The organism is Microbacterium sp. STRO-2N, assembly GCF_057747775.1.
In genome coordinates this window covers 1334265-1356011 of sequence record NZ_CM173223.1, presented here as the reverse complement: position 1 = coordinate 1356011, position 21747 = coordinate 1334265, and the positions used below count along the sequence as shown (strand labels likewise).

Below are 21747 nucleotides of genomic sequence, written 5' to 3'. Positions count from 1 at the left end.
CGGGTGCGGGCGACGGTTCGGTCACGGCGCTCACCCGACCGATCGCAGCGCTTCGGCCGGGCTCAGCCGCGCGGCCCGCCAGCCGCCGAAGGCGCCCGCGACGAGGCCGCCGATCACGGCGATCGCGACGGCCACGGCGATGATCCACGGCGTGACGGGCGCCTGCAGCACGACGTCAGCCGGCCCCGACACCTGCGTCACAGCGCTGCCCAGTGCACCGCCGCCGGGTCCGACCGGTCCGCCACCCGCTCCGGGACCGAACGACTCGGCAGCGGGCGCCGCCGGAATGGTCGGCGCGATGAGGTTGATCGTCACGATCGCCGCGAGGCCGACGGCGAGGCCCACGGCGCCGCCGATGAGCCCCTGCACCACCGACTCCCCCGCCACCTGGCCGACGACGCGGCCGTTCGACCAGCCGATCGCCTTGAGCGTGCCGAACTCGCGCGTGCGACGGGTGACGCCCGCGAGCGTGAACAGCACGGCGAGGGCGAGCGCCACCGCGAGCACGATGACCGACAGCCACGTGCCGAGGTTCGTGATGAGCGCGGCGGCGCTGGCGAGCGAGCCCGAGACGGTCGAAGCGAGATCGGACTGCGAGCTGACGGTCGCGTCGGGGAACTCGTCGGCGAGCGCCTCCTGCACCGTCGCGATCGCGTCGGAGCTGTCCGCCTGCACATAGACGGTCGACACGACGTCGCCGAGGTCCGACAGCTCCTGGGCGACATCGAGCGGGATGTAGACGTTCGCCGCGGTGTCGGCCGTGTCGGACGTGGAGCCGACGATCCCGACGACCTCGAACTGCTCGCCGCCGACCTCGATCGAGTCGCCGACCGAGAGCTCGGCCGTCGACGCGTACGTCGCGTCGAGCACCGCCACGCGCTCGCCGTCGTCGCCCTTCTCGAGGCCGCGCCCGTCCGTGACCTCGACCGCCGAGAGCGGTCCGACGGCGGATCCGGACGGATCGATGCCCAGGACGGTGAACGAGTCGACGTCGAACGAGCCGCCCGCGAAGCGACCGCCTTCACTCGGCTGCGCCGGCTGCACCATGTCGGTCGACCCGGAGTCGTCCTGGGGCTGGGGCAGTTCGCCCGAGAACGTCATGTTGGTGAGGAGGAGGGCGCCGGATGCCGCAGCCACGCCGTCGACGTCGGCGGCGGCGGCGGCGGTGGCGGCGTCGAGGGTCGTGCGGAACGGCTCGCTGATCAGTCGCGATTGGCTGAGCTCGGTCGTGCCGTCATCGGCGGTCTCACCGCCGTCCGCCCCGAACTCGAACGTCTGCGCCCGCAGCTCGCCCGGCTCGGCCGTCGCCCCGGTGACGGTCAGGTCGGTGCCCACTCCGTACACCGTCTCGAGCGCCTCGGCCTGCGCGTCGCGCACCCCGGCGGCGAGCGAGTTCACGATCATCACCAGTGCGATCGCGATCGCGAGGCCCGCGGCCACGATGATCGTCTGCTTCTTGCGGCCGGCGAGTTCCCGCCGCAGATAGGTCATGTACATCGGTCTCTTCCGATCTCCTCCCGGCGGGCGTGGTGCCCGTCGCCAGGAACCTACGAAGCGACCTCATGGACGGCGCCAGCACGGGCTATGAGGACGTTATGAGCCGAGGCATCCGCCGCCCGCACGCCGCGTTCACAGCGCACGCATAGCGCGCTCCATAGGAACCGCATAGGAAGGGCACCACAATGGGACCCATGACCACCCCTGCGCCCGCTCTCCACCGCCCCGACGGCTCCGCGCTGCGCGTCCTCTTCGTCGACGACGAGCAGATGCTCACCGACCTGCTGTCGATGGCGCTGCGCATGGAGGGCTGGGAGGTGCGGACGGCGGGCTCGGGCTTCGAGGCGCTGCAGGCGGCGCGCGACTTCGGACCCGACGCGATGGTGCTCGACATCATGATGCCCGACCTCGACGGCATGGCTGTGCTGCAGCGGCTGCGGCAGTCGGGCGACGACGTCCCCGTGCTCTTCCTCACCGCCAAGGACGCCGTGGGAGACCGCGTCGCCGGTCTCACGGCCGGTGGCGACGACTACGTGACGAAGCCGTTCAGCCTCGAGGAGGTCGTCGCGCGGTTGCGCGGCCTGATGCGCCGCGCCGGCACCGCGCACGCCGCCGGCGCCGAGCCGATCCTGCGCGTGGGCGATCTGACTCTCAACGAGGACAGCCACGAGGTCGAGCGCAGCGGCGACGAGATCGAGCTGACGGCGACCGAGTTCGAGCTGCTGCGCTACCTCATGCGCAACCAGCGCCGGGTGGTGTCGAAGGCGCAGATCCTCGACCGCGTGTGGAACTACGACTTCGGCGGGCGCTCGAGCGTCGTCGAGCTGTACATCTCGTACCTGCGCAAGAAGATCGACGCCGGCCGCGAGCCCCTCATCCACACCGTGCGCGGCGTCGGGTACATGATCAAGGCCCCGCAATGACGCCGGAGGCTGCGGCGAGCAGGACCGCGACGGATGCCCGACCCGCCGCGGCGGCGGAGACCCCTCACCCGCTTCCCCGGCGCGCGCCGTGGACGCTGCAGCGCAAGCTGATCGCGACGGTCGTCTCGATCACCTCGTTCATCCTCGTCCTCGTCGCGGTGGCGACCAGCGCGATCCTCGGCCAGGTGCTGGAAGCGCAGCTCGAGGTCCGCGTGGACTCCGCGGTGGGGAGGTCCGTCGTCCTGCGGTCGCTTGTGGCGGCGGGGCTGCCGGCGGAGCAGATCCTCACCGAGCAGCCGCAGCTGCCCGGGTACTTCCTCGCCGTCCAGACGCCGGCGAGCGCGCCGACGGCGGCCGTCACGACCGATGACGGCGTCGTCGCGCTCACCGAGGATCAGATCGACCAGGTGCGCGTGGGTCTCAGCCGGGAGCAGGGCGACCAGCTCGTCGTGTCGATCGACGATGTCGGAACGTTCCGCGTCGAGCCGGTGCCGATCGGCGACTCCCTCGCGATCGTCGGGCTCTCGCGCTCCGACGTCACCACGACCCTCGCCCAGATGCTCACCACGATCGCCCTGCTCACCGCCGGCGGCCTCATCCTCCTCGGGACCGCGACGGCCTGGACGATCCGCGCCGGACTCGCTCCGCTGCGCTCCGTCGCCGACACCGCCGAGCGCGTCGCGAGGCTGCCGCTCGACCACGGCGCCGTGTCGATTCCCGAGCGCGTGCCGTCCTCGCAGGCCGACCCCCGCACGGAGGTCGGCCGCGTGGGTGAGGCCCTGAACACCCTGCTCGACCACGTCGACGACTCGCTCGCCGTGCGCCAGCGCAACGAGGAGCGCATGCGCACGTTCGTCGCCGACGCGAGCCACGAGCTGCGCACGCCGCTCGCCTCGATCCGCGGGTACTCCGAGCTCTCCCTCCGCGCGCTCCGACAGGCTCAGGGAGACGGAGGCCGCTCCAAGGGAACGGGCAAGGACGGCGATGACGCCGCGACCATCGGGGACACCGAGGAATCCCTCGAGCGCATCCAGGCGCAGTCGCTGCGGATGACATCGCTCGTCGAGGACCTGCTGCTGCTCGCCCGTCTCGACGAGGGGCAGGAGCTCGTCTTCGGAACCGTCGACCTCACGCACCTGGTGATCGACGCCGTCGCCGATGCGCGACCCACCGGCCCCGCGCACACCTGGGTGCTCGACATCTCCGACGAGCCCGTGCTGGTCGCGGGAGACACCGGCCGCCTGCATCAGGTCGCCGCGAACCTCCTCGCCAACGCGCGAACGCACACCCCCGAGGGGACGACGGTGACGGTGAGCGTCACGCGCGAGGGAGGCAGCGCCGTCCTGCGCGTGCACGACGACGGGCCCGGGATCGATCCGAGGATCAAGGAGGAGCTGTTCGAGCGATTCGCGCGGGGCGACAAGTCCCGCGCACGGCAGACCGGCGGGACGGGCCTCGGGCTGTCGATCGCCCGCGCGATCGTCGAAGCGCACGGCGGCTCGATCTCGGTGGCGAGCGAGCCGGGCGACACGACGTTCGAGGTGCGCCTGCCCGCGCGGCCGGCCGATCCGGCGCCCGCGCCGGATCAGTAGCCGCTGAAGGCGTCGGTGGTGATGGAGCGGGCGCGCTCGAGCGCGGGGGCGAGGTCGGCGATCAGCGCCGCGGGGCCCGAGATGTAGGCGTGCCGCGCCGCGATGTCGGGCACCACCCGCAGCAGACCGTCCGCATCGAGGCGCACGCCCTTCGCCCACTGCCAGTGGGCGGGGAGGTCCTCGGGCCGGTTGCGGGTGAACACGATCACCTGGGCTCCGGATGCCTCGATCTCGTCGCGATACGCCAGCTCCCCGGCATCCGACGCGACGTAGACCAGCACGATGTCGCGGTCCTGGCCCGCCAGGCGCGCGTGGCGCAGCTGCGACACGAACGGCGTCACCCCGATGCCTGCCGCGACCATCAGGAGCGGCGCGGTGTCGCGGGTCGGAAGCAGGAAGTCGCCCCACACCCCGGTGATCGCGAGCCGGTCGCCCTCGCCCACGACGGCGAGCGCCTTCTTGAACGAGCTCTGCGGCTTCGAGCCGTCGCCGTCCTTGAACGCGACCTTCAGCAGGGGCAGGTCCTCGGGCGCCGACGCGATGCTGAACTCGCGGCGGGTGCCGCGCGCATCGGGGTGCCGGTGCGGGACCTCGAGCTCGAGGTACTGCCCGGGCCGGAACGACAGCCTGTCCTGCACGCGGAAGGTCAGCTCGCGCACCGTAGGCGTGGGCTGCGCCCGCGCGACGAGCGTCAGCCGCACCGCCGTGCGGAGCGCGAAGGCGAACGCGACGAGGTTGCCGACGAGGAGCGCGCGCTCCTGGCCGAGCGTGACGTCGCCGACGGGGATCGGCCAGCCCGCGAGGACGCCGACGACGGCGGCGACCGTGAACTGCTGCCAGCGGCGCGGCGGCAGCGTGAGCGGCTCCGACAGCATGAACGCGCCGAGGAACAGGAACGGCGACGACCACAGCACGGGCCACAGGATCTCGAGCAGCTCGATGTCCTGCCCGGCCTCCTGATACTGCACCGAGACGCGCACGACCGCGACGGCGACCGCGATCACGACGAACCCGGCGACGACCCTCAGCTTCTCGGTGCGCACCAGCACCGCGACGCCCAGCACGATGACCGGGCCGGCGAGCGCGGGCGTGCCGACCCACCACGACGACGCGCCGAGCGCCGGCCACGCGATGCTGAGCAGCGTCAGCACGGTCGCGCCGACCGCCGCCGGATTGAAGATGTGGCGGCCACGCCAGGCCAGGATGTACTTCGACAGGGAGGCGACCGCACCCGCGATCGCGACACCCGCGAGCTCGGTGAGCTCGAGCGTCGGACGCAGCACGAACAGCAGGATGTGCGCCGTGATGAGCGAGGACTCGACGCGCCAGGGCAGTGCGAGCACGCGCTGCGCCGCGGCATCCACCCCCGCGCACACGACGACGAGCACGACGAGGGTCGCGACCAGCTGCAGCGGGTCGGGACCGACCAGGTCGAAGAAGGACAGCAGCAGCGAGATGACCGCGAGCGTGGCGAGCGCGAGGTACACCAGCCGGTACATCGACACGCGGCCGAGCACGGCGAAGACGCGGTTCCACGCCGCGGTGAGGGTGCTCAGCACGTCACACCGCCTGAAGCGGCTCGTAGGGACCGAAGGGCGCGATGACACGGATGCCGTCACCCGGACGGACGGCGCCGCCCTGCAGGACGATCGACATGACGCCGGCGAGGCGCACGGTCTCGCCGTCGTCGTCGACGTGCACCAGCTCCTTCATGAGGCCGTCCGAGAGGCCGTTGATCTGGACGCACGGGTTGCGCAGTCCGGTGATCTCGATCACGGCCTCGTCGCCGATCTCGAGGCGCGTGCCGCGCGACAGCCCGAGCAGGTCGACGCCTGTCGTCGTGATGTTCTCGCCGAGTCCTCCGGGCGGGACGGCGTGGCCGCGACGGGCCATGTCGTCGAAGAGCTCGGAGTGAATGAGGTGCACCTGCCGCAGGTTCGGCGCGGTCGGGTCCCGCCGCACGCGTGAGAGGTGCTGCACCGTGGTGCCCGCGTGCGCGTCGCCCTCGACGCCGATCCCGGCGAGGAGCGTGATGCTGTCCCGCGTCGGTTTGCTGAATCGATGCTCGTCGTCGCGGGCCACCGCGACGACCCGTGCGGCGGAGTCGGTCACGGTTCCAGGCTATTCGGTCACGGAGCGGGGTCGGTCCGGGCGGTGGTCATCGGTTGCGCACCGCGCGAGGTGCCGGGTCCGACAACCCCTCGCACGAACAGTTCGGCGCGGCATCCGGGCGACCACTCGACGCGGCCGTCGGTCATCATGCGCACCCAATCCACGCCCCACTCGTGCGCGAGGCGCGTGCCGCCGTCGAAGAACAGCGCGGTCGCGACGGCGTCCGCCGTCATCGCGTCCCGCGCCACCGCCCAGGTCGCCGCGATCGTTTGGACCGGCAGCCCGGTGCGCGCGTCGAGCACATGATGCAGCGAGGCTCCCGTCGCCGACGGCCACGCACGCCGGTTCGTGGCAGATGCGCACAGCGCGGCATCCGCCACCTCCCACACCCCGATCGCGCGACGCGGGTCGAAGGGATGCTCCAGCCCGATGCGCTGCGGAGCTCCCCGCACGACGAGATCGCCGCCGGCGTCGACGATGGCGTCACCGGGCGCGGCGCGCTCGACCACCGCGAGCACCAGGTCCACGAGCCGCCCCTTGCCGATCGCGCCGACGTCCAGAAGCACGGGCTCGCGCACCTCGAGGGTGCCGCCGCGCCACGTCACGAGGTCGCGCCAGTTGCCGGGTGCCGGCAGCGCGCCCTGGTCGGCCCGGTGGTCGCGGAGCGAGTAGTCCGCGTCGTAGCCGAGACGCTCGAGCGATGCGCCGACGAGCGGGTTCACGGCGCCGTGGGTCGCGTCGGAGAGTGCCGCGAAGGCATCCAGCATGGGCGCCGCGTCGGGCGGGGCGGGCACGGCCTGCGGGTCGTGTGCAAGCGCGTGCACCGTCGAGTCGTCGCGGAACCTCGACCACGTGCGATCGAAGGCGTCCACGACCGCGCGGATCTCGGTCCGTGCGACCTCATCCAGCGGGGCGTCGGTGACGATCTCCCAGGTCGTGCCGATCGCCCCGAACCGCCACGGAGCCGGACCGTCCGGCATGGCTCAGGCCGCCGCCTCGGCCTTGATCTTCTCGATCGCGTCGTTGAAGCCGCCGCTGGTGAGCGACGATCCCGCGACGCGGCTGACCTGGATGTCGTCGATGTCCTGGCCCTCGACGACCTCCGCGATGCCGCCGATGAACTCGCCCTGGTACTGCTCGGACTCGCGCTTCTGCGGGTCGCCCACGACCTCCACGGCGGTGATCACGTCGTCCTGGAGCGTGACCGTGACGGTGATCGTCTCGACCGACTCGGGCGTCTGATACGAGCCGTCGGCCGTGTAGGTGCCGTCGGTGTACGTGCCGGCCCCGGAACCGGTGGAGTCCGTGGGTCCCGATCCCGACCCCGTCGAGGTGTCTTCGGCGGCGGTGCCCGTCGGCACGCATCCCGCGAGCAGCGCGACGCCGGCGACGGCGCTGAGCGCGGCCGCGGCGCGTGCGGGGTGAGAGGCGAGTGCGGTGCGGATCATGACGGTCCTCCTGGCTCGTGGGGGCGGCGCGATGCGTCGTACCTCATGGTCGCAAGCACGCCTATGAGATGCCTTTGAGCGTGTCCGTCGACTGCGACCTCGATCCCCGCGCACGCAGCACCGCTTTGAGCGCCTCGACGGCGAGGAAGACGACGACCGACACCGCGAGCGGCAGGATCCACGATGCCGCGTCGAGCGGCCGCGACTCGAAGAGCACGTTCATGAACGGCACGTATGTGTAGATCAGCTGCAGCACGATCAAGGCGCCGGCCGACCACCACACGGCGCGATTGCCGCGCAGCACGTCGACGGTGAAGCTCGAACGCGACAGGAAGCGGCAGTTGAACAGATACGCGAGCTGACCGAACGCCAGCATCAGGACCGCCTCGGTCCGCGCGACCTCGATGTCGGCGCCGGCCGCCGCGACGCCGTAGAAGACGCCCATCGCCGCACCGCCGATCAGGATCGACACCACGAGGATGAAGCCGAGCTCGCGGCCGTCGATGATGGGTCCGCCGGTCGGTCGCGGCGGGCGGCGCATGATGCCGCGCTCGGCCGGCTCGTACGCCAGAGCGAGCGAGAGCGTGACCGCGGTCACCATGTTGACCCACAGCACCTGCACGCTCGTCAGCGGCAGCGCCAGCCCGAAGACGACGGCCACGAGGATCACGAGGGACTGGGCGCCGTTGGTGGGCAGCAGGAACACGATCGACTTGCGCAGGTTGTCGTAGATGCGACGGCCCTCGGCGATCGCATCGCGGATCGTGGCGAAGTTGTCGTCGGCGAGGACGAACTCGGCGGCCTCCTTGGTCGCCTCGGTGCCCTTGATGCCCATCGCGATGCCGACGTCGGCGCGCGTGAGCGCAGGAGCGTCGTTCACGCCGTCCCCGGTCATCGCGACGACCTCGCCGTGGGACTGCAGCGCTCGGACGATGCGGATCTTGTGCTCGGGACTCGTCCGCGCGTACACGTCGACGTCGCGCACGACCGCCTTGAGCTGCTCCTGCGTGAGCGCCTCGAGCTCGACGCCGGTGAGCACCTCGGCATCGGCGCCGGCCAGCCCCATCTCGTGGGCGATCGCGAGCGCCGTGCCGGCGTGGTCGCCCGTGATCATCTTCACGCGGATGCCGGCGGTGTGACAGTCCGCGATCGCCTGGACGGCCTCGGGGCGGGGCGGATCGACGATGCCCCATACCCCGAGGAACTCGAGGTCGACCAGCTCGTCGAGCGCGAACGACTCGGTGTCGGCGCGCACCGGCTTGCGTGCGGCCGCGAGCACGCGAAGTCCCTGCGCGCTGAGCTCGGCGATCGCGGCGTCCCAGCGCGCGAGGTCGAGCGGCTCCGCCCCGTTCGCACCGCGCTGCGTGAGCGATCGCTCGAGGAGCCGGTCGGGTGCGCCCTTCACCAGCAGCCCGCGAGAGCCCGTCGACCCCTCGTTGAGCGTGGCCATCAGCTTGTTCGCCGAGTCGAAGGGGATCACCGCGACTCGGCGGCTCCCGGTGCCGGCGACCCCGCCCTTCATCGCCGCGACTTTCAGCGCACCCTCGGTGGGCTCCCCCACGAGGCTCCATGCTCCGTCGTCCCCGCGGACGATGTGCGCGTCGTTGCACAGCGTCGCCACCGCGAGGATCGCGGCGAGATCCCCGCCGCGCGCGTCGCCGCCGTCGACGGGGACGATCCTGCCCTCGGGCACGTAGCCGAGGCCGGTGACGTCGTACTCGCCGACCGGCGTGACGATGCGCCGCACGGTCATCTCGTTCTTCGTGAGCGTGCCGGTCTTGTCGGAGCACACCGTCGTCACCGATCCGAGCGCCTCGACGGCCGGCAGCTTGCGCGTGATGGCGTTGTGGCGAGCCATCTGCTGCACGCCGATCGCGAGCGTGATCGTGACGAGCGCCGGAAGACCCTCGGGGATCGCCGCGACCGCGAAGCCGATGGCGGCCGAGACCAGCTCGTCGAACGGCATCCCGTGCAGGAAGCGCCCGATCATGAGCATGATCGCGGCCATCCCCAGAATCACGACGGTCAGGATCCGGCCGAAGCCGTCGAGCTGGCGTGTGAGCGGCGTAGCGAGCGTCCCCGCCTCGTCGGCGAGACTCTGGATGCGGCCGATCTCGGTCGAGGCTCCGGTCGCGGTCACGACTCCCCGGCCCTGGCCGGCGCTTACGATCGTGCCCGAGAAGGCCATCGGACGGCGATCGCCGACGCCCGCGTCGGGGTCCACGGGATCCGTCGACTTGGACGAGGGCACCGACTCGCCCGTCAGCGCCGCCTCGTCGATGCGCAGCTGGTACGCCTGCAGCAGCCGCAGGTCGGCCGGCACCTTGTCGCCGGGCATGAGGCGCACCACGTCCCCGGGCACCAGATCCGCTGCCGGCACCGTGACCCAGCCGCCGTCGCGCCGCGCGCTCGCCTCGGACGACAGCATCCCGCGGATCCCGGCGAGCGCCTTCTCGGCGCGGCCCTCCTGGATGAACCCGACGACGGCGTTGATGATCGCGACGACCATGATCACCCAGAAGTCGAGCCAGTCCCCCATCAGGGCCTTGATGACGGCAGCGCCCAGGAGGATGTAGATCAGGGTGTCGTTGAAGTGCGCGAGGAAGCGCAGGATCGCGGGTTTCCGCACCGGCTCGGGGAGCCGGTTCGGACCCGCGAGGTCGAGGCGACGCGCCGCGTCATCCCGCGTGAGCCCTGACGCGTCGGCGTCCAGCTGCGCGAGCACGTCGTCCGCGGGGAGCGCCCATGGGCGGGCGACGGTGAGCCGGGCCTCTGTCAGCGGCTGCGTCATGCGCTCTCCGTCCCCGTCCGCCGCGGCGTGGTCCCCGCCGTCTTCTGGTCGTCAGGCGGCCCCGTCGAACATGCTCGTGACCGAGCCGTCTTCGAACACCTCGTGGATCGCGCGCGCGAGCAGCGGCGCGATGGGCAGGATCGTCAGCGTCGGGAAGCGCTTCTCGTCGGGGATCGGGATGGTGTCGGTCACGACGACCTCGTCGATCGCCTCGCTCTGCAGGCGTTGCGCAGCGGGATCGCTGAAGATCGCGTGGGTCGCGGCGACGATCACCTTGACAGCGCCGTTGGCCTTGAGCGCCTCGGCGGCCTTCACGATCGTGCCGCCGGTGTCGATCATGTCGTCGACGAGAAGACAGACACGGCCGTCGACGGCGCCGACGATCTCGTTCACGGTCACCTGGTTGGCGACGTTCGGGTCGCGGCGCTTGTGGATGATCGCGAGCGGCGCGCCCAGGCTGTCCGACCACGTATCGGCGACGCGCACGCGCCCGGTGTCGGGCGAGACGACCGTGAGGCGCTCACGGTCCTCGGCGCTCAGCGTGCGCTCGAAGTACTCCAGCAGCACCGGCTTGGCGAACAGGTGGTCGACGGGGCCGTCGAAGAAGCCCTGGATCTGCGCGGCGTGAAGATCGACGCTCATGACCCGGTCGGCGCCGGCGGTCTTGAACAGATCGGCGACCAGGCGCGCGCTGATCGGCTCGCGACCGCGGCCCTTCTTGTCCTGCCGCGAGTACGGGAAGTACGGCGCGACGACGGTGATGCGCTTCGCCGACGCCCGCTTGGCCGCGTCGAGCATGATGAGGGTCTCCATCATCCACTCGTTGACCGGCGGTCCGAAGCTCTGGATGAGGAAGAGGTCGCAGCCGCGGATCGACACCTCGAACCGGGTGAGGATCTCGCCCGACGCGAACGTGCGGTACTCGGTGGGCACGAGCTCGGTGCTCAGCTGCGCGGCGACCTCGGTAGCCAGTTCGGGATGCGAGCTCCCTCGCGCGATGACGAGGCGCTTCTTCGTCTTGGCGACGAGCCCGGGGGCGATGTCGTTCGCGCGGTCGAGCTCAACGGTCTTCTTCTTGCGCCCCATCGTCCGCCTTCTGTGCGGACCGAGCCTTCGCCGCGAGGTCCGCAGCGCCCGTACCCGGTCTGTTCTTCTCGACCCACCCCTCGACGTTGCGCTGAGGGGCCACGCTGAGAGCGAGTGCGCCGGCGGGCACATCCTTGCGGATGACCGCCCCCGCTCCCGTCTTCGCGCCGTTCCCCAGCCTAACGGGCGCGACGAAGACGTTGTGCGAGCCGGTGTGCACCTCGTCGCCGATCTCTGTGCGGTGCTTTGCGATGTCGTCGTAGTTGGCGGTGATCGCCCCCGCGCCGAGGTTGACGCCGGTGCCGATCGTGGTGTCGCCGATGTACGAGAGGTGCGGCACCTTGCTGCGCTCGCCGATCGTGGAGTTCTTGACCTCGACGAACGTGCCGATCTTGCCGTCCGCGCCGAGGTAGGTGCCGGGGCGCAGGTACGCGAACGGGCCGACCGAAGCGCCGACGCCGATCACCGCGAGGGTCCCGTCGGTGCGCCGCACCACGGCGTCCGCGCCGATCTCGCAGTCGACCAGAGTCGTGTCGGGGCCGACCGTCGCGCCCTCGGCGATGGTCGTCGCCCCGAGGATGTGGGTGTTCGGCAGCACGGTCACGTCGGGTGCGAGCGTCGCCCGCACGTCGATCCACGTCGTCGCGGGGTCCTGGATGCTCACGCCCTCCAGCTGCCAGCGGCGCACGGTGCGCCCGTTCAGCAGTCGCGCCGCCTCCGCCAGCTGCACGCGATCGTTGACGCCCAGGGCTGCTGCGGCATCCGGAGCCGGCGAAGCAGCCACGGCGAGCCGCGACGCGCGCAGCAGCGCCACCACGTCGGTGAGGTACTTCTCACCCTGCGCGTTCGCGGTGCCTACGAGCGCGAGGTGCGCGCGCAGCGCGGGCGCCTGGAAGACGTACACCCCGGCGTTGATCTCGGTGACGGATGCCTCGTCCTCGGTGGCATCCTTCTGCTCGACGATGCGCGACACCGTGCCGTCGGCATCGCGGATGACGCGGCCGTAGCCCGTGGCGTCGTCGAGGGTGGCGCTCAGCACCGTCGCGGCGACGGCGGCGTCGCGGTGGGTGCGCAGCAGCGCCGCGAGCGTGTCGGCCTCGAGCAGCGGCACATCGCCGCTGAGCACCAGGACGTCCCCCTCGAATCCGGCGTCGAGCGAGTCGAGCGCGACCTCGACGGCGCGGCCTGTGCCGGGGATCTCGTCCTGGTCGACGACGACTACGCCGGGTGCGGCCTCCGTCACGGCACCCGCCACGAGGTCGCGTTCGTGGCGCACGACCACCACGACCCGCTCGGGCTCCAGGGCCAGCGCGGTGTCGAGCACGTGGCCCACGAGCGGTCGGCCGCCGATCGGGTGCAGCACCTTGGGGAGCCGCGACTTCATGCGGGTGCCCTGGCCTGCCGCGAGGACGATGACGGCCAGACGGGATGAGGAGGTCTCGGTCATGCTCCGCCGCCAGGACTCGAACCTAGACCTCACAGCTCCAAAGGCTGTCGTGCTGCCATTACACCACGGCGGACCGCGGCCGTCCGGAGACCCGGAAGCCGCCCGTCAAGTCTGCCAGAACCATAATGGGGGGATGACGGCACGGTCGATGAGCGCCCAGGGCGACGAGGTGGACCGCATCGTGGAGGCCTGGACGAGCCAGCGCCCCGACCTCGACTTCTCGCCGCTGGGCGTGCTCTCGCGCGTCGACCGCCTGTCGCGCCACCTCGACCGGGCGCGTCGCGACGCCTTCCGCCGCAGCGACCTAGAGCCGTGGGAGTGGGACGTGCTGTCGGCGCTGCGCCGCGCGGGCGAGCCCTTTCAGCTGAGTCCCAAGCAGCTGCTGCAGCAGACGCTGGTCTCGAGCGGCACCATGACCAACCGCATCGACCGGCTGGTCGGCCGCCGGCTCGTGCGCCGCGAAGCCGATCCCGGCGACGGCCGCAGCATCCTGGTGACCCTCACCGACGAGGGGAGGATCCGCGTGGATGCCGCGATCACGCGCCTCGTCGACGCCGAGGCCCTGCTGCTCGACGCGCTGTCGCGCAGCGACCGCGAGCGCCTCGCAGGCCTCCTGCGCAAGCTCAGCCTCGGGTTCGACACCACCGCGTGAGCGGGCGACCGATCAGCCGAGCTGCTCGGTGAGCTCGAACCAGCGCTCCTCGACCGCGTCGCGCTCCCTCTCGAGCTCGGCGATCCTCGCCATCTCGGCGCCGAGGCCGACGTAGTCGGACTGGTCGTGGTCGGCGAGCGCGGTGCGCGCCGCGGCGATCTGGGCCTCGAGCTTCTCGAGGCGCCGCTCGAGCGCCGTGACCTCCTTCTGCGCCGCGCGCAGGTCGGCGCCGGTCAGCGACGACGCCGGCAGGACGGATGCCGCAGCAGCGGCATCCTGAGCCTTCGTGGTCTCGTGAGCCGACCGCTCGCGCTCGCGCAGGCGCAGGTACTCGTCGACGCCGCCGGGGAGATGGCGCAGATGGCCGCTGAGGATCGCGTACTGCTGGTCGGTGACGCGCTCGATGAAGTAGCGGTCGTGCGAGACCACGAGGAGCGTGCCCGGCCATGAGTCGAGGAGGTCCTCGATCGCGGCGAGCATGTCGGTGTCGAGGTCGTTGGTCGGCTCGTCGAGGATCAGCACGTTGGGCTGTTCGAGCAGGATCAGCAACAGCTGCAGGCGCCGCTTCTGCCCGCCCGAGAGGTCCTTCACCGGCGTCGACAGCTGGGCGCTCTGAAACCCCATCCGCTCGAGCAGCTGGCCGGGTGTGAGCTCCTGGGCCTTGGTGCCCGCGCCGAACGTGTACGTCGTGCGCAGACGCGAGATGACGACGCGCACCGGGTCGTCGAGGTGGTCCTCGAGCTCGTCGAGACGCTGCGACAGCGTCGCGACCTTGACCGTCTTGCCGCGCTTGACGCGACCCGAGGTCGGCTCGACGTCGCCCGAGACGAGCCCGAGGAGCGTGGACTTGCCCACGCCGTTGACGCCGAGGATTCCGGTGCGCTCCCCCGGCGCGATGCGCCACTCGACCGGATGCAGCACCTCGCGGCCGTCGTACGCGACGGACGCGTCGAGGAGGTCGACGACGTCCTTCCCGAGCCGCGAGACGGCGAGTGACTGCAGCTCGGTCTTGTCGCGGATCTCGGGGACGTCCGAAATGAGCGCGTTCGCGGCGTCGATGCGGAACTTCGGCTTCGACGTGCGCGCCGGTGCGCCGCGGCGCAGCCACGCGAGCTCCTTGCGGGCGAGGTTCTGGCGGCGGGCCTCGATCGCCGCGGCCTGCCGGTCGCGCTCGACCCGCTGCAGGATGTACGCCGCGTAGCCGCCTTCGAACGGCTCGACGATGCGGTCGTGCACCTCCCAGGTCGCCGTGCAGACCTCGTCGAGGAACCAACGGTCGTGCGTCACGACGAGGAGCCCGCCCTGGTTCGCGGGCCAGCGCCGCTTGATGTGGTCGGCGAGCCACGCGATCGCCTCGACGTCGAGGTGGTTGGTCGGCTCGTCGAGGAAGATCACGTCGTGGTCGCCGACGAGGAGCGCGGCGAGGGCCACGCGGCGGCGCTGCCCGCCCGAGAGCCCCGTGACCGGTCCGTCCCAGTCGAGGTCGCCGAGAAGCCCCGCGATCACGTCGCGCGTGCGGGCGTCGCCGGCCCAATCGTGCGCGGGGCGGTCTCCGACCACGGCCTCGGCGATGGTCAGCCGATCGTCGAGGGTGTCAGCCTGGTCGAGCACGCCGACGAGGACGCCTCCGCGCACCGTGACCCGCCCGGAGTCGGGCTCGAGCCGGCCCGCGAGCATCGCGAGCAGGCTCGACTTGCCATCGCCGTTGCGGCCGACGACGCCGATGCGGTCGCCCTCGTCGATTCCGAGCGAGACGCGGTCGAAGACGACCTTCGTCGGGAACTCCAGGTGCAGGGCTTCAGCCCCGAGCAGATGTGCCATGTCCCCTCAAGGCTAGGCGCATCGCATCCTCCGCCGTGCCGCCGCTCGCCCTCGACAGCTGCGAAAACACCAGCCGACCACCGCGACACGCCGACGACGGATGCCGAGGCCCGGCGTGTCGGGCGACGGACTGGTGTTTTCGCATCCGGGCGAGCAGGAGCGGGCAGCAGCCGGCGGGTCAGTACCAGATGCTCAGGCGGGGCGCGACGTGCCACGACAGGATGCGGGCGGCGGTCGACGCATCCGTCGTCGTCGCGCGACCGGCGGCGGCGAGAGTCGCGAGGGACACGCCACCCAGGTAGGCCGCCGAGAGCTCGGTGATGCCGAGCGCCACCTGGACGGCGCCGTCCGGCGCGCCGCCCGTGACCCGAGTCACCCCCGCCGACCCGTCGGCTGCGACGTCGAGCAGGTAGCGGCCCTCGGCGATGCCGAGCGGGTCGGCCACGTCGAGCACGAGGCGACCGGGCGTCGCGTACCGGCGCGCCTCGAGCGCCGCCGGGACGTCGAGGATCCGCACGTACTGGTGATCGCGGACGGTCACGGTCGCCGCGCGCTGGTCGGCGATCATCCACAGCAGCGGCTCGTCGACCGACAGCTCGCCCGCGTGCACCTCGGCCACGAGGTCGAGCTCGAGCAGGAAGCGCCACAGGGCCGCGTACGCGTCGTCGGTCTCGGCGACGAGGTAGTGCACGGTGACCGTCGCCTTGGTGAAGTCGTCGTGGTTCTCGCGCACCGCGTACACCGCGAGACCGCGCACCTCGCCCGAGGCGTCGGCGTACTGCACCGCGCGCTTGTCTCCGGCCTTCTCGGCGTCGGGACGCGTGCCGGCGATATTGTCCCAGTGACCGGCAGGCACGTCGATCTCACCGGGCACGCGCATGCGCACCCGCTCGTGCACGACGGGCAGCAGCTCGCGCAGCCGTTCGCGCGGCACGAAATCGACGCGGCCGTCCGGACGCGGGCCGATCCACTGCGCGCGCTTGGTCTCGATGCGCCACGAAGCCGCCGGGGCGGCCGGGGCGAACCCGTAGCGGCCGTACAGCGTCGACTCGCTCACGGTCAGCATCGCCATCGGGATGCCCGCGGCGTCGGCGGCGCGCAGCTCGCCCTCCAGCATCGCCCGCGCGATGCCGCGACGCCGGTGCGTCGGTGCGACCGTCACGGCCGAGATCGCGCACGACGGGATCGTCGCGTCGCCGGGCACCGTCAGCTCGCCGAGCCACGATGCGATGGTTGCGACCGGAGCCTCGGGTACCGGCGAGACCGCATCGTAGACGCCGGTCACCCGGCGGTAGCCGCTCCGCTCCTGCGACGCCGTGACCTGCTCGGCGCTGCGCTCGCCGTCCTGGAAGCCGCGCGCGACGACCTGGAGCCACGAAGGGAACGCGTCGCCGTCGACCTCGACGCGGCGGTAGTCCAGGCCGCCCGAGGCGAGCCGCTCCCGCGACTGCTCGTCGACCGGTCCGGCGCGGAACGCGGCGCGTTCGGCCTCACCGGCCGTCGTCAGGACGGTCTTCTCAACCGTGGTCTCGGGCGTGCTCATCGCGTCGTTCTCCTTCGTGCGTACTGTCTCGGCAGGGCGTGGGGCGACCGGTCAGGCGGGCACCACGCGCGCACCGGCGACCGGGCCGTGCACGTGGAGCGCCTCGTACCCGGCGGCCGACAGCGTGATCTGAAGTTCGAGCGCCGACTCGGCGTCGGCGGCCAGGAAAGCCAGCGTAGGGCCAGACCCCGACACCATGCCCGCGAGGGCTCCGGCACTCTCGCCGAGCTCGAGGGTCTCTCGCAGCTCGGGTCGCAGCGACAGCGCTGCGATCTGCAGGTCGTTGCGGGTGTGCTCGGCGAGGGCCACCGGGTCGCCGGCGCGCAGAGCGTGCAGCACCGCGGGATCGACATCGGGTGTGCCGGGCACCACCGCGATGTCGGGGCGCGCACGGAGCGCGTCGAGGTGCGCGTACACCTCGGGCGTCGACAGACCCTCGTTCGACGGGACGACGACCCAGTCGAAGCGCCCCTTCGCCAGCGCCGGGCTGAGCTGGTCGCCGCGGCCGGTCCCGACAGCCGTGCCGCCCATGAGGGCGAAGGGCACGTCGGCGCCCAGCCGAGCCGCGAGCTTGTGCAGCTCGGCCCCTCCCAGCTCGGCCCCCCACAGCGCGTCGCACGCGACGAGAGCGGCTGCGGCATCCGCCGACCCGCCGCCCATGCCGCCTGCGACCGGGACGTGCTTGACGATGTCGAGGTGCACGCCCCCCTCGTACCCGATGCGCTGCGCGAGGAGCCGCGCCGCCCGCACCGCGAGATTGCGATCGTCGGCGGGCACCTCCGACACATCGACCGTGCCCGAGATCGCCACGGTGAACTCGTCGGAGGGCGTGGCCCACACGTCCTCGTAGAGCGACACCGCCTGGTATGCCGACGCGACGTCGTGGTACCCGTCCTGCTGCACGCCGCCGACCTCGAAGAAGAGGTTGAGCTTGCCGGGGGCCCGCACACGGACCGTCTCGGCGGCGAGAGCCTGGCTCACCGCTTCGCCGATTCCGCCCAGAGATCGACGTCGATGCCGTCCGACAGTGCGTCGATGCGCTCGAGCTCCTCGGTCGAGAACGCAGGGCCCTCGAGGGCGCGGAGGTTCTCGTCGAGCTGCTCCGGCCGCGACGCGCCGATGAGCGCCGACGCGACCACCGGATCGCGCAGCACCCACTGGATCGCCATCTGCGCGAGCGACTGACCGCGTTCCTTGGCGATGACGTCGAGGCCCCGCAGCGTCGCCAGTCCCTGCTCCGACAGCGTGCCGTTCGGCAGCGATCCGCGCTGCTGCGCGCGCTCGGCGGGACCGCCGCCGAGGTACTTGTCGGTCAGCAGGCCCTGCGCGAGAGGCGTGAAGGCGATGGCGCCCATGCCCTCCTGCTTGAGCACGCCCGTCAGCCCGTCCTCGACCCAGCGGTTGAGGATCGAGTACGCCGGCTGGTGGATCACGAGCGGCGTGCCGAGCGAGCGGGCGACGGATGCCGCGACCGCCGTGCGCTCGGCGCTGTACGACGAGATGCCGACGTAGAGCGCCTTGCCCTGCCGCACCAGCGTGTCCAGCGCGCCGACCGTCTCCTCGACCGGCACGTCGGGGTCGACGCGGTGCGAGTAGAAGATGTCGACGTAGTCGACGCTCATGCGCTTCAGCGACTGCTCTGCGCTGGCGATCAGGTACTTGCGCGAGCCGCCGTTGCCGTACGGACCCTCCCACATGTCGTAGCCGGCCTTGGACGACAGGATGAGCTCGTCGCGGTATGGGGCGAAGTCCTCGCGCATCATGCGGCCGAAGTTGGTCTCGGCACTGCCGTAGGGCGGACCGTAGTTGTTCGCGAGGTCGAAGTGGGTGATGCCCTTGTCGAACGCGTGACGCAGCAGCGCCCGCTGGTTTTCGAAGGGGATGTTGTCGCCGAAGTTCCACCACAGCCCGAGCGACACGGGCGGCAGGGTCAGGCCCGACGTGCCCACGCGGCGGAAGTCGGAGCCGACGTAGCGGTCGTCAGAGGCGGTGTAGGGACGGTGGAGGTCTCCACCACGGGAACGGTAGCGCTGCGGGTCGGTCACCGGTCCAGGCTAGCGACGTCGCGCGCGGAGCGCAGGTCACCGCGGCCGAAACAGAAGCGCTACACCATCGAGGCCCGGCTTGGGAAGACCCCCGCCCCGAAATCTCCTGGTCATAGAAGGTGCTTAGTATGACCACACCGGTTGTCCGGATCTCCGGCCGGTCGTCGCGGAGCTCCCGCGCCCCGTTTCTCGCCGGCATCCCCCGCCGGACTGCCCATCCTCGTCGTGAAGGAGGTTTCGATGCCCTCTCTGTCGGTCGTCCCGTCGCAGCCTGACCCGTGGTCGGAACTGCTCGATCGCCGCGATGTGGTCCTGGATCACGGAGCGCTGCACGTGATCCATGACACGGTGACTCCCCAGCAGGCCCGCATCGACGATCTCCTCCTCGTCGCCTCGGCCATCGAAGACGCCGGCATCGAGGTCACGCTGATCCGTCACGACCGGGTCGTGCCGGCCCTCGTCGTGGATGTGGCCGCGCGCGACGCCGCCTTCGCCGCGATCGGCGCGTTGTGCGACCGCGAGCCGGTGTACGTCAAGGCGAAGGGCCGCCCGCCGGCACTCGCCAGCACGGCAGCCGTCCCGGGCGCCGAGCCGTCCGCGGTGCGCGTGTACCGGCCGAGGATCACGCGCAACGGAGCGTTGCGCTACGGATCGTCGCTGGGAGCACGCGTGGAGTTCTGGCGACTGCAGGGCGAGATCGTCGAGGCGCCGAGCGACAACGCCCTCACACGACGGATGACGCCGCGCGCAGATCTGTCGTACACCACGGTCGAGCGGTACGGCAGGGTGTGGCGCACGATCGCCGGCATGTTCGACCCGCAGCCGAGCGAGTTCACCGAGGACGTCGACATGGTGTTCTCGTGGGTCGACGGCTCGTCCAGCGACTTCCAGCGGCAGCGCGCCGCTCGCATGGCGGAGTACGTCGTCGGCGAGGGTGATGATGCTCCGGCGCGTTACCGCCACGTCGACGAACTCCGCTATGCGCTGCGAAGCGTGCACATGTACGCGCCGTGGGTGCGTCGCATCTTCATCGCGACCGACTCCCCGGCGCCGGCATGGCTGCTCGACCATCCGCGTGTCACGATCGTCCGCAGCGAGGAGTTCTTCGCCGACCCCTCCTCGCTGCCCACCCACAACTCGCACGCCGTCGAGGCGCAGCTGCACCGCATCCCCGGGCTCGCCGAGCACTTCCTGTACTCGAACGACGACATGTTCTTCGGGCGGCTGCTCGAGCCGGAGCTGTTCTTCACACCTGCCGGCGTCACGAAGTTCGTCGAGTGCGAGGTGCGCATCGGCGCGGGGGCCCCCGCACCCCACCGCAGCGGCCACGACAACGGTCTGCGGGTGAACCGCGCACTGTTGCGTGAGCGTTTCGGGCGCACCATCGTGCGCGATCTCGAGCACTGCGCGGCGCCGCTGCGCAAGAGCGTCATGGCCGAGCTGGAGCGGCAGTTCCCCGCGGATTTCGCCCGCACAGCGGCGTCGCGGTTCCGCTCCGCGACCGACATCTCGGTCACCAACAGCCTGTACCACTACTACGCCCTGATGACCGGCCGCGCGGTGAGCACACGGCGACCCCGCGTGCGGTACATCCAGACGACGCTGGCCGCCTCGCTGCCTCGTATGGATCGCCTCGCCGAACGCACCGACATCGACATGTTCTGCCTCAACGACGGCGGAGAGACCGAGGTGCCGGAGCAGATCCGCGTGCGTGCGATCCGCGGGCTCCTCGAGCGCATGTTCCCAGTACGCGCACCATGGGAGCGCCCTGACGAGAACGCCCTCAGCGAATCAGAGCTATCGGCTCGGTCGGCGCATCCGAGCGCTCGTCCCGCCGGGTCGCGCTGAGAGGTCGCACACCGGCGGCGATCAGGCGCCTGCGCGCCTCGACGGCATCGATGTGCTCGAGCGTGCGCGGCACCTCGACCGGAACGACCGAGTGCACGACCGTGTCGTCGTACACGTGCACGAGGTTGAACGCCTGGGCGCCGTCCTGCGGGCGGGTTCCCCCCGTCGGCACCGTGAGATCCTGCGCGTAGCACGTGGACGATGCGACGGACACCGGGAGGCCGGCGAACGTCGCGAACGTGGAGTAGTGCAGGTGCCCGGCGATGATGGCGCGCACGTCGGTGCCGCGCAGCACGCGCGCGAGGCGAGCCTGATCGCGCAGCTCCACGCTGGCTGCGAGGGGCAGCACGCTCGGCACGGGCGGGTGGTGCATGGCGAGGATCGTGCCGAGGGGGGCCGGTGTCGCGAGGGTGTCGGCGAGCCAGCTCAGCTGCTCGTCAGAGACCTCCCCGTGATGCGCACCCGGCACCGTCGAGTCGAGCGTCACCAGCCGCAGCCCGTCGAACTCGTCCACACGGTCGACCGGTCGTGCGTCCGCCGGCTCGTCGAGCAGAACCGTTCGGAATGCGGCGCGGTCGTCGTGGTTTCCCATGACCCACACCACGGGCGCTCCCAGCCCCGCCGCGATCGGCTCGACGAGCGAGCGCAGGTCGGCATACGCATCCGCCTCGCCCAGATCGGCGAGATCGCCCGTGAACACGATCGCGTCGGGATGGATGCCGCTGTCCGTGATCGCTTCAAGAGCGCGGGCGAGCCTGTCCGCACCGTCGACCAGGTCGAACAGCCGCGAACCCTCGGCCCGCAGGTGGGTGTCGCTCAGGTGCAGCAGCACCCGATCGGGTGCGGGGTACTCCGCGCTGCGCATCGTGTCGTCTTCCTCGTCTCGCATGCCGGGATCTGTCGGCAGGCTATCCCGCTGACGCGCATCGACCCTGGCAACAC

General features: G+C 71.4%; 17 protein-coding genes and 1 tRNA gene. 4 read left to right on the top strand and 14 right to left on the bottom strand.

The annotated features are described in order from the left end of the window. Positions 1-30: 30 nt before the first annotated feature. Complete coding sequence (locus tag AC3ANN_RS06175; RefSeq protein ID WP_488340111.1) at positions 31-1497, bottom strand: ABC transporter permease; 1467 nt, start codon at positions 1495-1497, stop codon at positions 31-33. A 194-nt stretch (positions 1498-1691) separates the two neighbouring features. Here AC3ANN_RS06175 and AC3ANN_RS06170 point away from each other — a divergent pair, with 194 nt between their 5' ends. Both AC3ANN_RS06170 and AC3ANN_RS06165 read left to right on the top strand, forming a co-directional pair. Continuing rightward, positions 1692-2420, top strand: coding sequence for a response regulator transcription factor (locus tag AC3ANN_RS06170; protein WP_488340110.1), 729 nt, complete (start codon positions 1692-1694; stop codon positions 2418-2420). Next, on the top strand, positions 2417-4012 hold the full coding sequence (locus AC3ANN_RS06165) for a sensor histidine kinase (RefSeq protein ID WP_488340109.1): 1596 nt from the start codon (positions 2417-2419) through the stop codon (positions 4010-4012). Before AC3ANN_RS06170 ends, AC3ANN_RS06165 begins: the two co-directional genes overlap by 4 nt. On the opposite strand, the gene AC3ANN_RS06160 is transcribed toward AC3ANN_RS06165, so the two are convergent. From AC3ANN_RS06160 to AC3ANN_RS06125, 8 genes are all read right to left on the bottom strand, one after another. After that, positions 4006-5571, bottom strand: a complete 1566-nt coding sequence (locus AC3ANN_RS06160) for an FAD-dependent oxidoreductase (protein ID WP_488340108.1) — start codon at positions 5569-5571, stop codon at positions 4006-4008. The two genes, AC3ANN_RS06165 and AC3ANN_RS06160, sit on opposite strands and share 7 nt — an antisense overlap. Before the next feature lies 1 nt (position 5572). Then, a complete protein-coding gene (locus AC3ANN_RS06155) occupies positions 5573-6124 on the bottom strand; it encodes an MOSC domain-containing protein (RefSeq protein WP_488340107.1) in 552 nt (183 codons plus the stop codon). A gap of 17 nt (positions 6125-6141) precedes the next feature. Next, positions 6142-7104 (bottom strand): FAD:protein FMN transferase, encoded by a 963-nt coding sequence (locus AC3ANN_RS06150; RefSeq protein WP_488340106.1) that lies wholly within the window; start codon positions 7102-7104, stop codon positions 6142-6144. 3 nt (positions 7105-7107) lie between these two features. Further along, complete coding sequence (locus AC3ANN_RS06145) at positions 7108-7572, bottom strand: FMN-binding protein (RefSeq protein ID WP_488340105.1); 465 nt, start codon at positions 7570-7572, stop codon at positions 7108-7110. Between the two features lie 61 nt (positions 7573-7633). Then, entirely contained in the window at positions 7634-10363 is a 2730-nt protein-coding gene (locus AC3ANN_RS06140) for a cation-translocating P-type ATPase (protein ID WP_488340104.1), read from the bottom strand. 51 nt (positions 10364-10414) lie between these two features. Then, entirely contained in the window at positions 10415-11449 is a 1035-nt protein-coding gene (locus AC3ANN_RS06135; RefSeq protein WP_488340103.1) for a ribose-phosphate diphosphokinase, read from the bottom strand. Further along, positions 11424-12896, bottom strand: coding sequence for a bifunctional UDP-N-acetylglucosamine diphosphorylase/glucosamine-1-phosphate N-acetyltransferase GlmU (glmU, locus tag AC3ANN_RS06130; RefSeq protein ID WP_488340102.1), 1473 nt, complete (start codon positions 12894-12896; stop codon positions 11424-11426). Before glmU ends, AC3ANN_RS06135 begins: the two co-directional genes overlap by 26 nt. A 1-nt stretch (position 12897) precedes the next feature. After that, positions 12898-12969, bottom strand: a tRNA-Gln gene (locus AC3ANN_RS06125). A 75-nt stretch (positions 12970-13044) separates the two neighbouring features. Between AC3ANN_RS06125 and AC3ANN_RS06120 the strand changes: the two genes are divergently transcribed. Beyond that, complete coding sequence (locus AC3ANN_RS06120) at positions 13045-13548, top strand: MarR family winged helix-turn-helix transcriptional regulator (RefSeq protein WP_488340786.1); 504 nt, start codon at positions 13045-13047, stop codon at positions 13546-13548. Positions 13549-13560: 12 nt separating this feature from the next. Here the strand turns inward: AC3ANN_RS06120 and AC3ANN_RS06115 are convergent, their stop codons facing one another. The 4 genes from AC3ANN_RS06115 to mgrA form a co-directional block, all read right to left on the bottom strand. Beyond that, positions 13561-15369, bottom strand: coding sequence for an ABC-F family ATP-binding cassette domain-containing protein (locus AC3ANN_RS06115; protein ID WP_488340101.1), 1809 nt, complete (start codon positions 15367-15369; stop codon positions 13561-13563). Positions 15370-15547: 178 nt separating this feature from the next. Continuing rightward, positions 15548-16912 (bottom strand): GNAT family N-acetyltransferase, encoded by a 1365-nt coding sequence (locus AC3ANN_RS06110; RefSeq protein WP_488340100.1) that lies wholly within the window; start codon positions 16910-16912, stop codon positions 15548-15550. Positions 16913-16963: 51 nt separating this feature from the next. Continuing rightward, positions 16964-17893, bottom strand: a complete 930-nt coding sequence (locus tag AC3ANN_RS06105; RefSeq protein ID WP_488340099.1) for a 4-(cytidine 5'-diphospho)-2-C-methyl-D-erythritol kinase — start codon at positions 17891-17893, stop codon at positions 16964-16966. After that, complete coding sequence (mgrA, locus tag AC3ANN_RS06100) at positions 17890-18957, bottom strand: L-glyceraldehyde 3-phosphate reductase (protein ID WP_488340098.1); 1068 nt, start codon at positions 18955-18957, stop codon at positions 17890-17892. Before mgrA ends, AC3ANN_RS06105 begins: the two co-directional genes overlap by 4 nt. A gap of 240 nt (positions 18958-19197) precedes the next feature. Here mgrA and AC3ANN_RS06095 point away from each other — a divergent pair, with 240 nt between their 5' ends. After that, positions 19198-20805, top strand: a complete 1608-nt coding sequence (locus tag AC3ANN_RS06095; protein WP_488340097.1) for a stealth family protein — start codon at positions 19198-19200, stop codon at positions 20803-20805. Here AC3ANN_RS06095 and AC3ANN_RS06090 read toward each other — a convergent pair. Further along, positions 20741-21670: a phosphodiesterase gene (locus AC3ANN_RS06090; protein ID WP_488340785.1), complete on the bottom strand. Its 930-nt coding sequence runs from the start codon at positions 21668-21670 to the stop codon at positions 20741-20743. The two genes, AC3ANN_RS06095 and AC3ANN_RS06090, sit on opposite strands and share 65 nt — an antisense overlap. Positions 21671-21747 lie beyond the last annotated feature (77 nt).